Annotated in this window: 16 protein-coding genes; 6 read left to right on the top strand and 10 right to left on the bottom strand. The window is 72.4% G+C overall.

Translation table 11 applies throughout. From position 1 onward, the window contains the following. Positions 1–4: 4 nt before the first annotated feature. The 4 genes from BUE45_RS10755 to BUE45_RS10770 form a co-directional block, all read right to left on the bottom strand. Complete coding sequence (locus BUE45_RS10755; RefSeq protein WP_073378361.1) at positions 5–1,207, bottom strand: helix-turn-helix transcriptional regulator; 1,203 nt, start codon at positions 1,205–1,207, stop codon at positions 5–7. After that, positions 1,208–2,059, bottom strand: a complete 852-nt coding sequence (locus tag BUE45_RS10760; protein ID WP_073378363.1) for a DUF4097 family beta strand repeat-containing protein — start codon at positions 2,057–2,059, stop codon at positions 1,208–1,210. A gap of 242 nt (positions 2,060–2,301) precedes the next feature. Beyond that, positions 2,302–2,481 carry a DUF6104 family protein gene (locus tag BUE45_RS10765; protein ID WP_073378365.1) on the bottom strand — a complete coding sequence of 60 codons (180 nt, stop codon included), beginning with the start codon at positions 2,479–2,481 and terminating at the stop codon, positions 2,302–2,304. A gap of 13 nt (positions 2,482–2,494) precedes the next feature. After that, positions 2,495–6,130: a multifunctional oxoglutarate decarboxylase/oxoglutarate dehydrogenase thiamine pyrophosphate-binding subunit/dihydrolipoyllysine-residue succinyltransferase subunit gene (locus BUE45_RS10770; RefSeq protein ID WP_073378366.1), complete on the bottom strand. Its 3,636-nt coding sequence runs from the start codon at positions 6,128–6,130 to the stop codon at positions 2,495–2,497. Positions 6,131–6,798: 668 nt separating this feature from the next. Here BUE45_RS10770 and BUE45_RS10775 point away from each other — a divergent pair. Beyond that, complete coding sequence (locus BUE45_RS10775) at positions 6,799–7,173, top strand: BlaI/MecI/CopY family transcriptional regulator (RefSeq protein ID WP_073378368.1); 375 nt, start codon at positions 6,799–6,801, stop codon at positions 7,171–7,173. Between the two features lie 205 nt (positions 7,174–7,378). Here the strand turns inward: BUE45_RS10775 and BUE45_RS10780 are convergent, their stop codons facing one another. After that, on the bottom strand, positions 7,379–8,464 hold the full coding sequence (locus tag BUE45_RS10780; RefSeq protein WP_073378370.1) for a suppressor of fused domain protein: 1,086 nt from the start codon (positions 8,462–8,464) through the stop codon (positions 7,379–7,381). Between the two features lie 381 nt (positions 8,465–8,845). Here BUE45_RS10780 and rlmN point away from each other — a divergent pair, with 381 nt between their 5' ends. Then, positions 8,846–9,943, top strand: a complete 1,098-nt coding sequence (gene rlmN / locus BUE45_RS10785) for a dual-specificity RNA methyltransferase RlmN (protein WP_073378372.1) — start codon at positions 8,846–8,848, stop codon at positions 9,941–9,943. Between the two features lie 13 nt (positions 9,944–9,956). Next, complete coding sequence (locus tag BUE45_RS10790; protein WP_073378374.1) at positions 9,957–10,427, top strand: YqaA family protein; 471 nt, start codon at positions 9,957–9,959, stop codon at positions 10,425–10,427. A gap of 36 nt (positions 10,428–10,463) precedes the next feature. Here the strand turns inward: BUE45_RS10790 and BUE45_RS10795 are convergent, their stop codons facing one another. Genes BUE45_RS10795 through BUE45_RS10805 form a run of 3 tightly spaced genes read right to left on the bottom strand, consistent with a single transcriptional unit; the run spans position 10,464 to position 13,671 of the window. Beyond that, entirely contained in the window at positions 10,464–12,062 is a 1,599-nt protein-coding gene (locus BUE45_RS10795; RefSeq protein WP_073378376.1) for an ABC transporter permease, read from the bottom strand. Then, positions 12,059–12,982 (bottom strand): ABC transporter ATP-binding protein, encoded by a 924-nt coding sequence (locus BUE45_RS10800; RefSeq protein WP_073378378.1) that lies wholly within the window; start codon positions 12,980–12,982, stop codon positions 12,059–12,061. The genes BUE45_RS10795 and BUE45_RS10800 overlap by 4 nt, the downstream gene beginning before the upstream one ends. Positions 12,983–12,993: 11 nt before the next feature. Next, complete coding sequence (locus BUE45_RS10805) at positions 12,994–13,671, bottom strand: TetR/AcrR family transcriptional regulator (RefSeq protein WP_073378381.1); 678 nt, start codon at positions 13,669–13,671, stop codon at positions 12,994–12,996. Positions 13,672–13,773: 102 nt separating this feature from the next. Between BUE45_RS10805 and BUE45_RS10810 the strand changes: the two genes are divergently transcribed. Together BUE45_RS10810 and BUE45_RS10815 are read left to right on the top strand one after the other, a co-directional pair. Continuing rightward, positions 13,774–14,577 carry a carbon-nitrogen hydrolase family protein gene (locus BUE45_RS10810; RefSeq protein WP_073378383.1) on the top strand — a complete coding sequence of 268 codons (804 nt, stop codon included), beginning with the start codon at positions 13,774–13,776 and terminating at the stop codon, positions 14,575–14,577. Positions 14,578–14,824: 247 nt separating this feature from the next. After that, a complete protein-coding gene (locus tag BUE45_RS10815; RefSeq protein ID WP_073378385.1) occupies positions 14,825–15,070 on the top strand; it encodes a hypothetical protein in 246 nt (81 codons plus the stop codon). Positions 15,071–15,314: 244 nt separating this feature from the next. Here BUE45_RS10815 and BUE45_RS10820 read toward each other — a convergent pair whose 3' ends face one another. Both BUE45_RS10820 and BUE45_RS10825 read right to left on the bottom strand, forming a co-directional pair. Continuing rightward, positions 15,315–16,823, bottom strand: coding sequence for a CoA-acylating methylmalonate-semialdehyde dehydrogenase (locus tag BUE45_RS10820; RefSeq protein WP_073378388.1), 1,509 nt, complete (start codon positions 16,821–16,823; stop codon positions 15,315–15,317). Between the two features lie 27 nt (positions 16,824–16,850). Then, positions 16,851–18,137, bottom strand: a complete 1,287-nt coding sequence (locus tag BUE45_RS10825; RefSeq protein ID WP_073378883.1) for an aspartate aminotransferase family protein — start codon at positions 18,135–18,137, stop codon at positions 16,851–16,853. A 192-nt stretch (positions 18,138–18,329) separates the two neighbouring features. Between BUE45_RS10825 and BUE45_RS10830 the strand changes: the two genes are divergently transcribed. After that, positions 18,330–19,937: a PucR family transcriptional regulator gene (locus BUE45_RS10830; RefSeq protein ID WP_073378390.1), complete on the top strand. Its 1,608-nt coding sequence runs from the start codon at positions 18,330–18,332 to the stop codon at positions 19,935–19,937. Positions 19,938–20,031 lie beyond the last annotated feature (94 nt).

Here is a 20,031-nt window from a genome sequence, read left to right on the forward strand (position 1 = left end):
GCGGCTACCGGTCGGTGCCGGGGTCGTCGACCACCCGGCTCCACGGGTCGCCGCCGCCGTCGTCGTCCGAGGGCGGAGCGGGCCGCGCCGCCCCGGGCCGGTCGGACCCCTCCGGCTCCGCGGCGGGGGTGTCGCCGGCGTCCGGCGTCCCGGCCCCCGGGGCCTCGCCGGCCGCCGCGGGCCCCGGCCCCGCGTCGGCTGCGGGCTCGGGACCGTCGGCCCCGGGCTTCGGTGCCTGCGCGTCGGCCGCGGGCTCGGGACCACCGGTCCCGGCCGCCGGGGCCTCGCCGGCCGCCGCGGTCCCGGGCTCCCCGGTCCCCGGGGCCTGCGGTTCCGCGGTCGCGGACCCGTCGGTCCCGGGCTCCGCGCCCTGCCCGGCGGGCGGGCCCCAGCCGCGCGCGTCCCTGCGGATCACCTCGACCGTGTCGTCCAGGATGCGGCGCAGGTCGTGCACGGCGGCCTCGCCGACCGTGCCCGCCTCCCGGGCCACGTCGCGGACGCGCTCGCTGAAGTCCCGCAGGGCCTGGTCCAGGTCCGGGGTCCGGCCGGAGCCGCCCCGGCCCCAGACCGCCCCGAAGGCGCCGAACCCCTGGGTGAACCTCTCCCACTCGCGCGACCAGCGGTGGCCGTCGTCGCAGGCCCGGTCCCCCGCGGCCTGCTCGCCGTCCCGCGGTCGGTCCTGCTCACGGGAGCCGCCCCCGTCAGCGGTCCCGGTCCCGGGTTCCTTCTCCGCGGCCGGCTCCTCCTTCGCGGCGGGCTCCTCGCGGCGCGGGGCCTCCCCGGCCGGGGCCTGCCGGGCGGCCGGCTCCTCGGCGGGCCGCCGGGCGCCGCCGGCGGCGAACTTCAGCTCCTCGCGCAGCGAGCTGATGGTCTCCCGGACGTCCTGCTTGACCGCGCGGGCGATGTCGCGCACCGAGTCGGTGATCTCCCGCTCCAGGTCGTCGAGGTCGTTCTCGCGCGCCCGCAGCTCCGCACGCCCCTTGTCGGTGAGGCTGTAGACCTTGCGGCCGCCCTCCTCGGTGTGCGTGACCAGGCCCTCCTCCTCCAGGCGGGCCAGTCGCGGGTAGATGGTGCCGGGCGAGGGGGAGTAGACCCCCAGGAACCTGTCCCGGAGCAGGCTGATGATCTCGTACCCGTGCCGGGGGCTCTCGTCCAGCAGCTTGAGCAGGTAGAGCCGGAGTCTGCCGTGGCCGAAGAAAGTGCTCATTCATGCCCCCTCGGGGATCGCGGCCGGAGTCTCGGGCGCGCGCCGCAGCAGCGCGCTCCGGTTGGACGCGGAGTTGATGGTGATGGTCGCCGGGTCCACACCGCTGCCGATGCGCCCGCTCAGCAGGGTCCGGGCACGGCCGCCGCGCTTCTCCAGGCCGAAGTCGGAGTCCACCGCGGAGCCGGCGTTGCGGATCTCCACCGAGGCGGAGGTGTCCGCGGGCACCCGCAGGGCGACCTCGCCGGAGACGGTGTTGATCCGGACCCGGGCCGCCGGGGCCAGGTCGGTGTCGGCCAGCACGGAGCCGGAGACGGTCTTGGCGCTCAGGGAGGAGACGCGCCCGCCCGCCACGGCCAGCTGCCCGCTGACGCTGTTGAAGGCCAGGCCCCCGGACACGTTCCGCAGGGAGGCGTTGCCGGACACGGTGTTGACGTCGGTCTCGCCGGACGCCCCGTCCACGGTGACCTCGCCCGAGGCGGTCTTGAGCCTGGTCCGCGCGCCCACGCCCGCGACCACGATCGGCGCCCCCATGGTGGTGACGTCGACCGGGCAGTCGCGGGGGACGCGCAGGTCGACGGTCGCGCTGCGCCGCTGCACCTGCTTGTAGCCGCCCAGCTGGACCGGGCGCAGCCGCTCGATCAGGCCGGACCCGGTGAGGTCCTCGTAGTGGATGGTGAGGATGCCCGCCTCCTGGACCGCCAGGAGGGGCTCGCCGACGATGTCGGACACCTCGAAGGTGACCGGGTCGTCGGTGGGAAGAATGTTGACCTGGCCGCCGAGGATCCGTACCCGCAAGGCCACGATGCCGTCGAGGGTCTGTGTCGTCGGCCTGTCGATGGTCCAACGTGCCATCGTGTGCACCCTTTCGCTCGCTCCGATGCCTTCACGATATGTCGCGAGTCCGGCGAACTCAAGATATGTCGCGGATTCCCGGGGGTGTCTCCGGGTTCTCCCCGATACCGACCCCTTCCCCGCCCGCGCCCACCCCGGCGGCGGGGCCCTGCGCCCCCTGCCCCGGCCCGGCGGCCCCGCCCGGCCGCACGGGAACGCCGAAGGGGCCCGGGATCTCTCCCGGGCCCCTTCGGGGGTGTTCCCTACTCTTCGTCCTCGTCGTCCAGCCGGGCCAGCCAGGTGGCCAGCCGGTCGACCGGTGTCTCGAACTCGGGGTGGACGTCGGTGAACGTCCGCAGCTGTTCGGCGACCCAGGAGAGGCTGACCTGCTCCTCGCCCCGGCGCGCCTCCAGCTCCTCGATCCCGCGATCCGTGTAGTACACCTCGGTCCCCCCGCTAGTCCGCGGGCGGGAAGACCGTGTCCACCAGGGCGCGCTGCTCCGCCTCGTGCCGCTTGGCCGAGCCGGCCGCGGGGGAGGAGGACGCCGGACGCGAGATCCGGGTGAACGGGCGGTCGAGCTGCTCGGAGAAGACCAGCGCGACGAAGGGCCACGGGCCCATGTTCGCCGGCTCCTCCTGGACCCAGAGGACCTCGCCCGCGTTCGGGTAGGCCTTGAGCTGCTCCCGGATCTCCTCGATCGGCAGCGGGTAGAGCCGCTCCGCCCGGATGATCGCGGTGTGCTTGTCACCGCTCTTGCGGCGCGCCGCGTCCAGGTCGTAGTAGATCTTGCCCGAGCACAGCACCACGCGGCGCACCTTGTCCGGAGCGATCGAGTCGTCCGTGATGAGCGGCCGGAAGTGCCCCGAGGTGAAGTCCGCGGCGGCGGAGGTCGCGGCCTTCAGGCGCAGCAGCGACTTGGGGGTGAAGATCACCAGCGGCCGCTCCAGCGGGGACTTCGCCTGCCAGCGCAGCAGGTGGAAGTAGCTCGCCGGGGTGGTCGGCATCGCGACCGTCATGTTCTCCTGGGCGCACATCTGGAGGAACCGCTCGATCCGGGCCGAGGAGTGGTCCGGTCCCTGTCCCTCGTAGCCGTGCGGCAGCAGCAGGGTGACGCTGGAGCGCTGTCCCCACTTCTGCTCGCCCGAGCTGATGTACTCGTCGATGACGGTCTGGGCGCCGTTGACGAAGTCGCCGAACTGCGCCTCCCAGATCACCAGCGCCTCGGGGCGGGTGAGCGAGTACCCGTACTCGAAGCCCAGCGCCGCGTACTCGCTCAGCAGCGAGTCGTGCGCGTGGAACTTCACGGTCCCGTCGTCGAACCGCTTGAGCGGCGTGTAGGTCTCGCCGGTCTCGCGGTCCACCAGGGCGGCGTGCCGCTGGCCGAACGTGCCGCGGCGGCTGTCCTGGCCGATCAGGCGGATCGGGTGCTCGTCCAGCAGCAGCCCGCCGAAGGCGAGCAGCTCGCCGGTGGCCCAGTCCACCGCGTCGTTCTCGACCATCGTGGCGCGCCGGGTGAGCTGCGGGGCCAGGCGCGGGTGCGGGGTGAACCCGTCCGGCATGTTGACCTGGGTGTCGATGATCCGCTTGACCGTCTCCGTGCTGATCGCGGTCTCCACGGAGGAGTGGTCCAGGCGGCCCTCGGTGAACACCTCGGGCTTGACCACGGCACCCGGCTCGATCGGCTTCTTGTCGGCCTCACGGGTCTCCGTGAACGCGCGCTCCAGTTCGGTCTGGTAGTCGCGCAGGGCCGACTCGGCCTCCTCCACCGTGATGTCCCCGCGGCCGATGAGGGCCTCGGTGTACAGCTTGCGGGTGGAGCGCTTGGCGTCGATGACGTTGTACATCAGCGGCTGGGTGAACTCGGGGTTGTCCCCCTCGTTGTGGCCGCGGCGCCGGTAGCAGACGAGGTCGATGACGACGTCCTTGTTGAACGCCTGGCGGTACGAGAAGGCCAGGTGCGCGACCCGGACCACGGCCTCGGGGTCGTCCCCGTTGACGTGGAAGATCGGCGCCTGGACCATCCGCGCGACGTCGGTGGCGTACACGCTGGACCGGCTGTCCGACGGCGAGGTGGTGAAGCCCACCTGGTTGTTCACGATGATGTGGACGGTGCCGCCGGTGCGGTAGCCGCGCAGCTGGGACAGGTTGAGGGTCTCGGCGACCACGCCCTGCCCGGCGAACGCCGCGTCGCCGTGGATGAGGATCGGCAGCACGGTGAAGCCGTGCGGCCCCTTGTCCAGCAGGTCCTGCTTGGCGCGGACGATGCCCTCCAGGACCGGGTCGACGGTCTCCAGGTGGGAGGGGTTGGCCGCCAGCGAGATGCTGATCTTCTCGCCCTCGTGGGTCTGGAAGACGCCCTCGGTGCCCAGGTGGTACTTGACGTCGCCGGAGCCGTGCGCGCTGCGCGGGTCGAGGTTGCCCTCGAACTCGCCGAAGATCTGCCCGTAGGACTTGCCGCAGATGTTGGCCAGCACGTTGAGCCGGCCGCGGTGGGCCATGCCGATCATGGCCTCGTCCAGCTCGGCCTTGGCGGCCCTGGAGATCACGCCGTCGAGCAGCGGGATCAGGGACTCGCCGCCCTCCAGCGAGAAGCGCTTCTGGCCGACGTACTTGGTCTGCAGGAAGGTCTCGAACGCCTCGGCGCTGTTGAGCCGGTGCAGGATGTGCAGCTGCTCGTCACGGTCGAGCTTCTCGTGCTCGCGCTCGACGTGCGCCTGGATCCACTCCCGCTCCTCCGGGCTCTGGATGTGCATGTACTCGATACCCACCGTGCGGCAGTAGGTGTCGCGCAGCACGCCCAGGATGTCGCGCAGCTTCATGACCTGCTTGCCGCCGAAGCCCCCGGTGGGGAACTCGCGGTCCAGGTCCCAGAGGGTCAGGCCGTGCTGGAGCACGTCCAGGTCCGGGTGCTTGCGCTGCTCGTGGTCGAGCGGGTTGGTGTCGGCCATGAGGTGGCCGCGCACCCGGTAGGCGTGGATCAGCTCCTGGACCCGCGTGGTCTTGTCGAGCTGGGTGGCCTTGTTGACGTGGATGTCCTGCACCCAGCGCACCGGCTCGTAGGGGATGCGCAGGGAGTTGAAGATCTCGTCGTAGAAGCCGTTCTCGCCCAGCAGCAGCCGGTGGATGCGGCGCAGGAACTCACCCGACTGCGCACCCTGGATGATGCGGTGGTCGTAGGTGGAGGTCAGCGTCATGACCTTGCTGATGCCCAGCTCGGCCAGCGTGTCCGCGGACGCGCCCTGGAACTCGGCCGGGTACTCCATCGCGCCGACGCCCAGGATGGTGCCCTGGCCCGGCATGAGGCGCGGGACCGAGTGCACGGTGCCGATGCCGCCGGGGTTGGTGAGGCTGATGGTGGTGCCCTGGAAGTCCGGCACCCCCAGCTTGTTGGTGCGGGCCTTGCGGACCAGGTCCTCGTAGCCGCTCCAGAACTCCATGAAGTCCATCTCGTCGGACTTCTTGATGGAGGGCACGACCAGCTGGCGGGAGCCGTCCGGCTTCTGCAGGTCGATCGCCAGGCCGAAGTTGACGTGCCTGGGCTTGCCGACACCGGGCTTGCCGTCGATCTCCGTGTAGGAGTGGTTCATCTCCGGCATCGACTCGAGGGCCTTGACCATGGCGTAGCCGATGAGGTGGGTGAAGGAGACCTTCCCACCGCGGCCGCGCCGGAGATGGTTGTTGATGACGATCCGGTTGTCGAAGAGGAGCTTGACCGGCACCGCGCGCACACTGGTCGCGGTCGGCATGGTCAGGCTCGACTCCATGTTGGTCGCGGTCCGCGCGGGTGCACCGCGCAGCCGCTCCTCGTCGACCTGGAGGGCCTCGTCCGCGCTCGGGGCCGCCTTGGCGGGGGCCGGCGCGGCGGGCTTCTTGGGTGCGGCGGTGGTCGCGGGGGCCGGGGCCTGCGGCTTGGCGGCCGTGGTCCCCCCGCTCTTGGTACCGGCCGCTTCCGCGGGCTTGTAGTCCGCGAAGAAGTTCCACCAGGCCTTGTCGACCGAGTTGGGGTCGTTCAAGTACTTCTGATAAAGCTCCTCGACCAACCACTCGTTGGGACCGAAATCTGTCAGGGGTTGAGACGCCTCAGACGACACGGCGGAGATCGCCCACTTCCGCAGCTCGCTCGTGGATGTATGGGAAGACGGGTGGCTGCCGGCTCGGCGGGCTCAAGGAAGAACACGGGGTCAACCGCGTGGCGGAAGACCGGTCTGACCAGGCCGGCACTCGTCGGGTACCAGGCTACTTGTACCGGCCTCCCCTCGGGGAACACGGGCCGTGTTGAAACTAGGAGATAGCTAACATTTTTTCACAACCACCCTGGCGCTACGCGTCGGTAACCAAGCGCGATGTGTCTGTGGTGCCTGTTTTGTAGGCTTTTGTGGCGAATTTGGCGTGTGAAGGTTTTGTCCGCTATCGGCCGCACCGGATGTGTCCTGTACCACTCTCGATATCGAGATTCCGGGGGAACCCGGTCCCACTGGCCCCCGTCGGAGTAGGTGCGAGCGACCGGGCGGGACGGCCGGGCCCCGCCGCCGACGTTCCCAGCGGGAGCGGTGGGACCCGGGCCCGGTCGCCGCACACCCGCGCCCGCGCCGCCTCCTTTCCCTGCCGCGACGGGGCACCGCGCTCGTGAATCGCCGGTGAACGCCGCCGAGGATGTGCGGATCTGTACGCTCTTCGGCGTTCTCCCACGCCGGAGCGCCCCGCGTGCCAAGATCGCGATACGCGCACACCGGTAGACGCGAGGGGTGGGGAGGGACCCATGAGGGGCCTGGGGGAACTGGAAGCCGCCATCATGGACGCGCTGTGGCGGTCCGACGAACCGCTGCCCGTGCGGCTCATCCACGAGACGATGGTCTACGACCGGGACATCGCGTACACGACGGTCATGACCGTCGCGGGCATCCTCTTCAACAAGGGCCTGCTCGACCGGGAGAAGCGCGGCCGCGCCTGGGTCTACTGGCCGCTGGAGTCGCACGCCGAGTACACGGCCCGGGTCATGGACGAGTTCCTCGACACCTGCCCCGAGCCCCAGGCCACCCTGCGCAGCTTCGTCGAGCGCTTCAGCGACGAGGAGATGGACTCCTTCCACCGCGTGCTCAGCCAGGTCCGCCTCGACCGCGGCGTCACCATCTAGGCTCCGCCCGGGCGGCGGGCGCCCGGCACCGTAGGCGCCGGCCTTCGCGCCCCGGCCGCGCACTCCGCGCGGCCCCGCACCCCGCATCCGGGGTCCGCGCGTTCGGCGCGCGCCCGGTACGGCCGGCGCCGGCCTTCGCGCTCCACCCGCCCCCACCCGGACCCCGGGGACCGTGCCGGGGCCTGGTGCGGGCGGCCGGCGGCCCTCAGGACAGGATCCAGCTGCGGCCCTCCGCCGCCAGCTTCTCCACCAGGGTCGCGCTGTCGTGCTCCTTGGCGAACAGGTGCTCGGGGCGGGTGATGGGCACGATCCACAGCCACCGCACCGGGTCGCCCTGGAAGGCCAGCCCCGCGGTGTCCGGCGGCGCGTGGCCGGCCGCGGCGACCAGCGGGGAGGGGTCCTCCAGCAGCAGCACCGCCCCCGCGCCGCGGCGCATCGCCCGGTCCTCGGGGTTGTCCAGCCACTTCACCGTGTGCCCGGTGCCGAACCAGGTCACCGCCCGCCACGGGAACGCCCCGATCCACCGGAAGATCCGTGCGGCGTGGTGCGCGGGCATGGTGGTGGCCAGCGCCAGCTCCACCCGCGCGTACCTGGAGGTGTCGGCCATGTACCGGTCCAGGGTGGGCATCCGCTGCCCGCACATGCCCACGGTGGACAGGATCGTGAACGGCCGCTGCCCGGTGGGCGGGCGCTCCGACACCCGCAGCAGCGGCGGGTGGCCGTCGGACACGTCCCAGTAGTGGCCCGCCTCGCCCACCGACCGGTTGAGGTGGCCCAGCACCGTGCGCTGCACGCTGCGCCAGGCCCCCGAGGCCCGCCGCCAGTCCCAGTAGGCCTCGGCGTGCACCACCCGGGGCCACAGCTGCCCCTTCACCGGGTCCAGCTCCCAGGCGTAGGCGCTGCGCCCGATCGCCTCGCGCGCGTACCCGGGCAGGCCGCTGTCGGCCTCCGCCCAGCCGGGGATGACCGCGAGCAGGCCCTCCTCGTCGACCAGGGCGACGCCGTCGCCCTCCTCGAACCACACCGCGCGCAGGCACGCGGGGTCGAACCGGGGGCGGCCCTGCGGGTGCTTGGTGTGCCCCTCCGGCATCAGCGGGGCCCGGCCCTCGAAGGAGCCGCCGGGCTCGGCCGCGCGGGGGGCGATCTCGTGGTTGGCCAGCCACACCGGGACGCGGATGCGGCCGCGCGCGTCCAGCAGGTAGGCGGCCGTGGTCCGGGAGTCGCACTCGACCACCACACGGCGGCTCTGATACGGGCTGATCTCGTCGAGCAGGACCTCGATCCCTGTCACCGGCCCTCCCACGCGCGCCGACCCGCCGTCCCGCCGGGCCCGGTCCGACCCGTCCGCACAGTGCTTGAAGTGCTCTCCCCGCCGGAGCCGGGAGATCCCCGCCTACCTTACGGGCGGCGGCCCCGACGCGTCGAGCGCCCGCGACGGAGGCGCTCGCGGCCGCCGGGACCCGGTACGGGGCTCCGCCGCGGCGGCGGGACCGGGTCGGATCCGCGGCCGGCCCCGGGGCCGGAACACTCTCGGATATGACGGGTAGGATCGACGGTAGTGCCCTGACAGGCGGAGCCGTACCCGCAGCCGCGTATAGGTCGTATAACGACCCGTACCGCTGCCGTCCCGCGCCGGGCCGAGACCATCGACTCCACCCCTTACGGACTCTCTATGCCCGCCGAGCTCACCTTTGTCGCACCGCGCCGTGCCAAGCCGCCCCGGCACCTGGCCGACCTCACCCCGCAGGAGCGGGCCCAGATCGTCACGGACCTGGGGGAGAAGCCCTTCCGGGCCAAGCAGATCGCCAAGCACTACTTCGGCGGTCTGGAGTCGGACGCCTCGGCGATGACCGACCTGCCCGCCGCCTCCCGTGAGAAGCTGGGCGAGGCGCTGCTGCCCCGCCTGCTCACCCCGGTCAAGCACATCACCTGTGACAACGGGATGACCCGCAAGACCCTGTGGAAGGCGTTCGACGGGGTGCTGTTCGAGTCGGTGCTCATGCGCTACCCGGACCGCGTCACCCTGTGCATCTCCTCACAGGCGGGCTGCGGCATGAACTGCCCGTTCTGCGCCACCGGCCAGGCGGGCCTCACCCGCAACCTGTCCACCGGCGAGATCGTCGAGCAGGTGGTCTCCAGCGCCCGCGACCTGGACCGCGGGCAGGTCGCCGGGGGCCCCGGGCGCATCAGCAACATCGTGTTCATGGGCATGGGCGAGCCCATGGCCAACTACAAGCGCGTCCTGGAGACGGTGCGCCGGATCACCGACCCGGTGCCCGAGGGGCTGGGGATCTCCCAGCGCGGCGTCACCGTGTCCACGGTCGGCCTGGTCCCGGCGATCGACAAGCTCATCTCCGAGAAGATGCAGGTGCGCCTGGCGATCTCGCTGCACGCCCCCGACGACGAGCTGCGCGACGAGCTGGTGCCGATCAACACCCGCTGGAAGGTCGCCGAGGTGCTGGACGCCGCCTGGCGCTACGCCGGGACCACCGGCCGCCGGGTCTCCATCGAGTACGCGCTCATCAAGGACATCAACGACCAGGCCTGGCGCGCCGACCTGCTGGGCGAGCTGCTCCGGGGCCACCTGGTGCACGTCAACCTCATCCCGCTCAACCCCACCCCGGGGTCCAAGTGGACGGCGTCGCGGCCCGAGGACGAGCGCGAGTTCGTCCGGCGGCTCCAGGCCCACGGCGTCTCCGTGACCGTCCGGGACACCCGCGGCCAGGAGATCGACGGGGCCTGCGGCCAGCTCGCGGCCGCGGAGAACTGACCCGGGGCGCGCGGTGGTCGAGACCGGGCTGGCCTTCGTCGTCGCCCTCGCGGCCGGCCTCGTCCCGGTCCTCAACATCGAGGTCTACCTGCTGGGCGCCGTCGCCCTCAACGGCGACGGCGCCCTGGTGGCCATGGCGGTGGCGGCCGGACTCGGCCAGACCCTGGGCAAGCTGCCCTACTACTACGCGGGCAAGGGCACCCTCTCGGCCCCCTGGCTGCGCAGGCGCACCCGGACGCCGGGCAAGTGGACCGAGCGGGCCGCCCGCTGGCGCCTGCGGGCCGAGGAGCGCCCGGCCTGGGGCGTGGGCCTGCTGGCGCTGAGCTCCTTCGCGAGCGTCCCGCCCTTCATGGTGGTCTCCGTCCTGGCCGGCGTGGTGCGGATGAACATCCTGCTGTTCTGCGCGGTCACCTTCGCCACCCGCACCGCCCGCTTCCTCATCGTCGTGCTGGCCCCCGCCTGGGCCCTGTCGTTCCTGCCCTGAGGGACCGGGCGCGACCCCGGACCCCCGCCCCCGGCCTCAGCCGACGGCCAGGTCCCGGCGGCGAAAGCCCGCCAGGGCCAGGACCAGGGCGGCCAGGATCGCGGCTGAGGCGACCGCGGCGGGTGCGGCCTCGAAGGGCTCCACCGGCGGCTGCGGCAGCATCCCGAACGCGCTGAGGTTCAGCGCCCAGTCGGGCATGCCCAGCAGGGCGCCGAGCATGGTGGTGAAGACGCTGTACCCCAGCCACGCCCACACCAGCGACATCAGGCGCGGGACCGCCCCGACGGCGAGTGCGGTGGCCGCGACGAAGGCGAGCGCCACCGGGAGCTGCGACAGCGCCGATTCCAGCATCGTGCCGATCCAGGAGGAGTCGTCGGTGGAGCTGAGCGCACCGATCCCGATGCCGAGCCCGCCCAGGACCACGAGGAGCGACGTGGACAGGACGCCCACCGCCAGGGCCGCCCCGTACCAGCGGACCCGGCCCACCGCCGTGGCGAGCACGAGTTCGGCGCGGCCCGCCGACTCCTCGCTCCGCGCCCGCAGGACCGACAGGATGCCCTGGGCCGCCGCCGCCATGACCACGTAGCCCGACATGACGCCGAGGAAGCCCGCGGTGACGTCCTCGGCCGCGCCACCGAGCATGGCCATCAGGTCGGGGTTGGAGTCGAGCATCCCCTCGACTTCGGTGGCGAGGGTGCCGAAGGAGATCGCGAACAGGAAGGTGGCGACGCTCCAGGCGATGATCGACCCCCGCTGCTGGTGCAGGTGAAGGGAGAACACGCCGTTGAGCAGCGGGCTCGCGGCGGCGGGCCCGGGACGGGCCGGGATCAGCCCCGCCCCCAGGTCCCGGCGCCCGGCCAGGGCGTAGGCGGTGCCGAACAGGGCCAGGATGGACAGCGGGTACAGGGCCAGCGGCCACCAGCGCAGGTCGTCGAACACCCGGGCCTGCTGCACCCAGGCGAACGGCGAGGCCCAGGACGAGGGGCCGCCCCCGCGCTCGGCCAGGTCGCCGACGACGCGGGCCATGAAGAGCAGGCCCACGGCGAGGAAGGCCGTCCCGGAGGCGGCCCGCCCGTGCTCGGTGAGCTGGGCGCACACTGCGGTGACGGCCCCGAAGGTGAGGCCTGCCAGCCCCAGCCCCAGCCCGTAGGCCAGGGAGTCGGTGGCGTCCAGGCCGTAGCCGGCCATGAGCGCCCCGGACAGCCCGCCGATGACCAGGTTGAGCAGTGCGACGGTGACCAGAGCCGCCGTCATCTGGGCGCCGCTGCCCAGCACCCCGGCCCGCAGCAGCTCGGCGCGGCCGCTCTCCTCCTCGGCCCGGGTGTGCCGGACCACATGGAGGATGCTCATGATCGCCGTGGCGATGAGCAGGCTCATGGTCAGCTCGTTGACCACCATGGCACCGAGCGTGTAGTCGTCCAGCCCGTAGCCCGGTCCTCCGAAGAGGATCCCGGTGGGCGTGTCCATGAGCGCGGCCCGCGCCTGGCGCTGGGCGTCGGTGGAGAAGGCCTCGTCCAGGGTGGGGATGGTCATGGCGACCGTGCCGACCAGGGCGACCGTCCACACCGACATCCGGATGCGGTCGCGGCGCAGGATGAACCGTGTGAGGGTCCCGGTCCCGGTGAGGGCGCTCATGCCGCACTCCCCCTGTTGCCGTTGAGGGCGGCCAGTTCGTCGCCGTAGTGGCGCATGAACAGCTCCTCCAGGGACGGCGGGTTGCTCACCAGGGAGCGCACGCCCAGATCGGTCACCGACCGCATGACGGTGTCGAGGTGGTCGTTGTCCACGTCCATCGAGATCCGGTCCCCGTCGATCTCCGCGTTGTGCACGCCGGGGAGGGAGGCCAGGGCGGCGGGGTCACCGGTGACGGTCGCGCGCACCGATGACCGGGTCAGGTGGCGCATGTCCTCCAGGGTCCCCGATTCCACGGCCTTCCCCTGGCGGATGATGGTGACCGTGTCGCAGAGCTTCTCGACCTCGGACAGGATGTGGCTGGACAGCAGCACGGTGCGCCCTTGTTCCTTGGCCTCCAGCACGCACCCGGTGAACACCGCCTCCATGAGCGGGTCCAGCCCGGAGGTCGGCTCGTCCAGGATGAGCAGTTCGGCGTCGGAGGCGAGGGCGGCGACGAGGGCGACCTTCTGCCGGTTGCCCTTGGAGTAGGTGCGGGCCTTCTTGGTCGGGTCCAGCTCGAACCGGGCCAGCAGCTCCTCCCGGCGGCCCCGGTCCAGGCCCCCGCGCAGCCGGCCGAGCAGGTCGATGGCCTGGCCCCCGGTCAGGTTGGGCCACAGGGTGACGTCGCCGGGGACGTAGGCCAGCCGCCGGTGCAGGGCGACGGCGTCCTTCCACGGGTCGCCGCCCAGCAGGCGGACGGCACCGGCGTCGGCCCGGAGCAGGCCGAGCAGGACGCGGATGGTCGTGGACTTGCCGGACCCGTTGGGGCCGAGGAACCCGGCGACCTGCCCGGTCTCCACGGTCAGGTCCAGACCGTCCAGGGCCTTGAACCGGCCGAAGTACTTGTCGACGCCGCGGGCGTCGACGGCGGGTGAGGACATGGGCGCTCCCGTCAGGGGTGGGTGGTGCCGGGACCGTCTCCGGCCCCGTCGGCGGTGCCGTCGGCACCGGTGTGGCGGAGGAAGGCGTCGAAGGCGGAGGAGTCGGCGAAGACCCCGTCCGTGTAGAGCTCCAGGGCGGGGAGCATGAACCCGGCGGTCCACCGCCGGAGCAGCGCGCCGTAGTCCGTGTCCCCGTCGCCGCCGTCGAGGGTGATGAGCACGAGCAGCGACCCCAGGGCGCTCGCGACGGCGAACCGGGCCCGCCCCCCGGGGTCGCGCGAGGGCTTGACGGTCCCCGCCCGGACCTCCCGTTCGAAGTAGCGCGCCGTGTCCGCGACCATCCGCTCGTACAGTCCCGCGGCCAGGGGCCCGCCGTCCTGGAACGTCCGCAGGACGTAGGCGAGCAGGTCCGCGTACTCGTCGACGGCGGCCAGGTGCACGAGGAACCCGTCCGCCCCGGAGGCCTCCCCGCCCTCCAGCGCCGAGACGAGCCCGGACACGTGCTCGTCGCAGGCCCGGCGCAGCCCGGCCTTGGAGCCGAAGTGGTGGATCACCAGGCCCGGGGAGACCCCGGCGTGCCCGGCGATCGCGCGGACCGTGGCGCCGAACCCCCTGCGGGCGAAGCACTCGATCGCGGCGTCGCGGATCCGGGCCCGGGCGGTGAGGTCGGAGGCAGCGGTTGAACTCATGTTCAATAGATTAAACGCATGTTCAACGCGAGGGCAAGGGGGCGGGCCGGGGCGGTGCCGCGGCCGTACACTCGTGGCACCCGTGTCGACGAGGAGGGTCCGATGGTGCAGGTCGCGGTCGCCCAGTTCGCCCCAGGCCAGGACAAGGCGGAGAATCTGCGCTCGGTGGCGCGGCTGACCGCGCGGGCCGCCGCCCTGGGCGCCGGGGTGGTGCTGCTGCCCGAGTACACGATGTTCACCGCGCCCCGCACCGACGACCGCTACGTGAAGGCGGCCGAACCCCTGGACGGGCCGTTCGTCGCGGCGGCGGCCGAGACGGCCCGGCGCGAGGGCGTCCACCTGGTGTTCGGCGTCAACGAGGAGACCCCGGGCGGGACGCACTTCACCAACACGCTGGTGGCGCTGTCCCCGGCGGGGGAGGGGGTCGCGCTCTACCGCAAGGTCCACCTGTACGACGCGTTCGGGGTCAGGGAGTCCGACGTGGTCGCCCCGGGGCCCATCGAGGACCCGCGGACCTTCGCCGTCGGGGGCGTGACCTTCGGCCTCCAGACCTGTTACGACCTGCGCTTCCCCGAGGTCACGCGGCGGATCGCCGACGCGGGGGCGCACGTGGTGCTGCTGGCCGCGCAGTGGGTGCCCGGCCCGCTCAAGGAGGAGCACTGGCGGACCCTGGTGCGCGCCCGCGCGGTGGAGAACACCGTGTACGTGGCCGCGGCCGGGCAGGCGGCGCCCTCGGGGTCGGGCAACAGCATGGTGGTCGACCCGATGGGCACGCCCCTCGCGTCCCTGGGGGAGCAGGCCTTCGAGGTGGCCGCCGCCGAGGTTTCGGCCTCCCGGGTGGCTGAGGTCCGGGCGACCAACCCCGCGCTGGCCCTGCGCCGCTTCACCGTGGTTCCACGGGGCTGATGCGTGCCTTCCGGAGGCGATTCAGCTTCTGGATGTCCGACAAATGCGCAGATTGCGTACGTTCCAGATGGGGTCTTCCCAGACTTGGTTACTTAGAGCTATGATCTCCATGCGCGGAGTGATTTAGATCGGTCCGGACCCTTCCAGGGGCCTCGTGCCTCTGATTGAATAAAGAGCCGGTAACTATCGGCCCGCAAGACTGTCCTAAACCACGGGGGGAGCAGGGACATTGCGCGGAACGAGCACGATGTGCGCATCGGATGCGAGGGTCGAGGCCCTGTCCGACGGATACGTGTACGACCCGGAACGGCTGAGCGCGGAGCAGTGCACGGGGGACGCCTGCGTCGTCTGCCACACGCGATGGCCCCGGCCGCGGACCGCCCTGGGCGTTCTGCCGGACGGGGGAGCGGTGTTCGGCTGCGGTGACTGCGCGGCGCTGGTCGGCGCCGGGGCGCCGGTCGCGGCCGACACCCGGGTCTTCGCGGCCCGATGAGCAGAGCGCGGTCGCGCTCCGGGTCCAAGGGGGAGGAGGACCCGGAGCGCTCCGCGGACGCGCCCGCTTCCATGGGGAGGAGGGGAAGGTGAGCGCGTCTTTTCCGGAATGGTCCCGCGATGAGGCCGTGGCCGCCCCCGCAGGGGCGGGCGACATCCACGATACTCCGAGTCGCCCGCCGTGACCGGCGGTGAGCCGCATCCGTCCGGTATTTCCTGGAACTACCGACTGTCCGGAATGGCCGTTACCCGTTGACGGGGAAGCCCAGATCCACGCCCCCGGCCGGGCGCGACCCCGGGTCCGTCCACCGGGCGGTGACCGCCTTGGTGCGGGTGTAGAAGTGCACGCCCTCGGTGCCGTGCGCGTGCGAGTCCCCGAACAGGGACTGCTTCCACCCACCGAACGAGTAATAGGCCATCGGCACCGGGATCGGCACGTTGATACCGACCATCCCCACCTCGACCTCGTTCTGGAACCGCCGGGCGGCCCCGCCGTCGTTGGTGAAGATCGCCGTCCCGTTGCCGTACGGGTTGTCGTTGACCAGCTGCACTGCCGCGTCGTAGTCCGGCACGCGCAGCACGCTCAGCACCGGGCCGAAGATCTCGTCCCGGTAGCAGGACATCTCCGGGCCGACGTGGTCGAGGATCGTCGGGCCCAGCCAGAACCCGTCGCCCCCGCCGCCCAGGACGGGGTGCACCCGGCCGTCCGCGACCAGCGAGGCGCCCTCGCGCACCCCGGACTCCAGGTACGAGGCGACCTTGTCCCGGTGCTCGCGGGTGACCAGCGGGCCCATCTCGCTGCGCTCGTCGTCGCCGGGCCCCACCCGCAGCCGGGACACCCGCTCCTTGACCCTGGCGACCAGCTCGTCGCCCACCGGGTCCACGGCAACCACCGCGGAGATCGCCATGCAGCGCTCGCCCGCCGAGCCGAACCCGGCCGACACCGCCTGGTCGGCGGCCAGGTCCAGGTCGGCGTCGGGCAGCACCACCATGTGGTTCTTGGCCCCGCCCAGCGCCTGCACCCGCTTGCCGTGCTCGGCCGCCGTCCGGTAGATGTGCCGGGCGACGGGGGTGGAGCCCACGAAGCTGACGGCCGCCACGCCGGGGTGGGCCAGCAGCGCGTCCACGGCCTCCCGGTCCCCCTGGACCACGCTGAAGACCCCCTCGGGCAGGCCGGCCCGCGCCCACAGGTCCGCGATCAGCAGCGAGGCGGACGGGTCCTTCTCGCTGGGCTTGAGCACGAACGCGTTGCCGCAGGCGATCGCCACCGGGAACATCCACATCGGCACCATGGCCGGGAAGTTGAACGGGGTGACGCCGGCGACCACGCCCAGCGGCTGGAGGATGGAGTAGGAGTCCACGCCGGTGGACACGTTCTCCGAGAAGCCCCCCTTGAGCAGGTGGGGGATGCCGCAGGCGAAGTCCACGACCTCCAGGCCGCGGGCCACCTCGCCCTGTGCGTCCGAGAACACCTTGCCGTGCTCGGCGCTGACGGCTGCGGCCAGCCCGTCGCGCTCGGCGTTGAGCAGTTCGCGGAACCGGAACAGGATCTGCACCCGGCGGGACAGCGACGTGTCGCGCCAGGCCGGGAACGCGGCCCCGGCGGCGGCCACCGCCGCGTCCACCTCCTCCGGGCCCGCGAGGTCGACGGTGCCGGAGACCTCTCCCGAGGCCGGGTTGTGGATGGAGCCCCGGCGCCCGGCCGGGCCCTCGTGGCGGCGTCCGCCGATCCAGTGGGTGACGTGCTTTCCCATGGTCTTCCCTCGTCTCCTCGGGTCTTCTCAGGCCTGGGCGTCCACCGCGCGCACGGCGTCGACCAGCAGGTCGCGGCCCTCGGCGGCGTCCTCGGCGGACAGGTTCAGCGGCGGGGCCATCCGCAGCACGTTGCCGTGCACGCCGCCCTTGCCGACCAGCAGCCCGCGTTCGCGGGTCTCCTCCAGCACCCGCCCGGCCAGGGCGGGGGAGGGGGCGCCGGTACGGGGGTCCGCCATCTCCACGGCGAACATCAGGCCCTTGCCGCGCACGTCCGACACCGACGCCAGCCCGGTGAGCGGCCGCAGGCCCTCGATGATGAGGGCCCCCTGGCGCAGCGCGTTGCCCTGGAGGTCGTGCTCCAGCACGTAGTCGAGGGCGGCTCCGGCTGCGGCCATCGACACCGGGTTGCCGCCGAACGTGGCCACGCCCAGCGCGGACAGGCCGTCCATGAGGTCGCCGCGCGCCACGACGCCGCCCACCGCGAAGCCGTTGCCCAGGCCCTTGGCGAAGGTCATGGCGTCGGGGGTCACCCCGTGGCCGCCGATCCCGAAGAAGCTGGTGCCGGTGCGGCCCCAGCCGGTCTGCACCTCGTCGGAGACGAACAGGATGCCGTGCTCGTCCAGCACCTCCTTGTAGGCCGCGTACAGCCCGTCCGGCGGCATGGCGAACCCGCCCACGCCCTGGACCGGCTCGGCGATCAGGCAGGCGACGTTCGGGGCCGCGGTGTCCAGGACGTCGCGCAGGTCGGCGACGCAGGCCTCGACGTACTCCTTCTCCGACATGCCGCGGAACACCGGGGAGGCGTGGTCGGTGCCGTGCAGGTAGTGCACGTTGAGAGGGGACAGCGAGGAGTTCTTCCAGGCGCGGTTGCCGGTGACGGCGATGGTGCCGTAGGAGCGGCCGTGGTAGCTGCCGCGCAGCGCCAGCACCTCGTCGCTGCCGCGGGCGCAGGTGGCCAGCAGCAGGGCGGTCTCGTTGGCCTCGGTGCCGGAGTTGGTGAAGAACACCTTGGCGTCCGGGATGCCCGAGAGGCGGGCGATCTTCTCGGCCAGCTCGACCTGGGAGCGGATCAGGTACAGCGTGGAGGTGTGCACGACGCCCTTGGCGATCTGCCTCTCCACGGCCTCGCGCACCTCGGCCACGTCGTAGCCGAGCATGTTGGTGACGATGCCGGTGAAGAAGTCCAGGTAGGTGCGGCCCTGCGCGTCGGTGACGCGGGAGCCGCTCCCGGAGGCGATCTCCAGCGGGGACTCGTAGTACAGGGGGAGCCAGGAGGGCATGACCGCGCGGTGGCGCGAGAGAAGTTCCGACATGCCCCCAGTCTCGCCGGGGCCCGCGGCGTTGGCCAGAACCACCATGTTGACAACATGCAGGCCGGACTTACGGACTGTAAGGGCGCCGCTTCCCCTGCTCACCGGGGGCTCCGGGCCGCGGGCGGCGTCGGGGCCGCGCACAGTGTCAAGCGCGACCGGGGCGGCGCTGACACTGTGTCCTAGACTGCGGACGTGCTTCCCACCCTTGCCGAGGTCCTGCGCCTGCCCGCCCTCCAGCGCGCCCGCCCCCGCGTCGTCGTGGGCTCCGAGCGCCTGGACGTGCCGGTGCGCTGGGTCCACATCGCCGAGGTCACCGACCTGGCGCACCTGCTGCGCGGCGGAGAACTCGTGCTCAGCACGGGCATCGCCATGCCCGACGACCCCGAGGCGCTCAAGCGCTACATGGACGACCTGGCGGCCGTCGGCGTCAGCGGCATCGCCGTCGAACTGGGCCGCAAGTACCACGCGGAGCTGCCCGCGGCGTTCCTCGACGCCGCCCGCGGGGCCGGGGTCCCGGTGATACTCCTGGACCGGGAGGCCCGGTTCGTGGAGATCACCGAGGCGGTGCACATCCGGGTCGTCAACGAGCAGCTGGAGGAGCTGCGCGAGTCCGAGAAGCTCCACTCGGTCTTCACCCGCCTGTCGGTGGAGGGCGCCGACACCGAACGCATCCTGCACGAGATCACCCAGCTGTCCGGCTGTCCCGTGGTCCTGGAGAACCTCGCCCACCAGGTCCTGGCCTGCGACCTCAACGGCGAGGACCCCGGAACCCTGCTGACCTCCTGGGAGAGCCGCTCGCGCGCGGTCCGCTCGGGCACCCGCACCGTCCACGCCCCGGCCACCGGCTGGCTGGTCACCACGGTCGGCGCCCGCGGGCAGGACTGGGGCCGGCTGATCCTCATCGCCGGGGCCAACCCCACCCCGCGCCAGAGCATGCTCATCGAGCGGGCCGCGACCACCCTGGCGCTGGGGCGCCTGCTCGAACGCCACGAGGAGAGCCTGGAGCGCCAGACCCACCGCACGATCATCGCGGGCATCATCGACCGCGCCTACTCCGACCCCGACGAGGCCCTGGTCCGGGCCCGCGCGGTGGGCGTGCCCCTCAACAACCGCGAACTCCTGGGCCTGGTACTGCGCCTGCGCGAGAACGGTACCGGCCTGGCGGCCCAGGCCCGCCTGTCCGACACCGCCGAGGGCGCCGCCCGGGCCTGCCGCGACCTGCGGCTGCCCGCGCTGGTGGGCTCCCTGGACGACCTGCGGGTCGGCGTCCTGCTGGCGCTGCCGCCGAGGCGGCGCGTCGACGCCACCCTGCACATGCTCGCCGAGCGGCTGGCGGTCACCGTCGGGGACGCCGCCGTCCTGGCGGTCGGCTCCCCGGCCGACGACGTCCGCGAGGTGCGCCGCTCCTTCCTGGAGGCCCGCCAGGTGGGCGACGTGGCGGTCCGCCAGAGCGACCGGCGGCCGTTCTACCGCCTGCCCGACCTGCACCTGCGCGGGCTGCTGCACCTGTTCCGCGACGACGAGCGGTTGCAGACCTACGTGGAGCGCGAGCTGGGCCCGCTGCTGGACCACGACGCCCGCCACGGCTCGGACCTGGCGGACATGCTCCGCCACTACCTGGCGGCCGGCCGCAACAAGGCCGCGGCGGCCTCCCGCGCGCACCTGTCGCGGCCCGCGTTCTACGATCGACTGCGCAGGATCTCCAACGTGCTCGACGCCGACCTGGACTCGGTCGAGACCTGCCTGTCGCTGCACGTGGCGCTGCTGTCGCTGGACTCGGTCCGCGAGGGACAGCGCTGAGGCCCGCCGTCGGCTTCGTCAAAGGGATGACCGTGCAGTAGCCTTGGAATCCGTTGTAAGGGATGCGGATCTCAATGAAATCCGCCGTTCATGT

Origin of the sequence: Nocardiopsis flavescens (assembly GCF_900141985.1) — a bacterium.
In the GTDB taxonomy this organism is placed as follows: domain Bacteria; phylum Actinomycetota; class Actinomycetes; order Streptosporangiales; family Streptosporangiaceae; genus Nocardiopsis; species Nocardiopsis flavescens.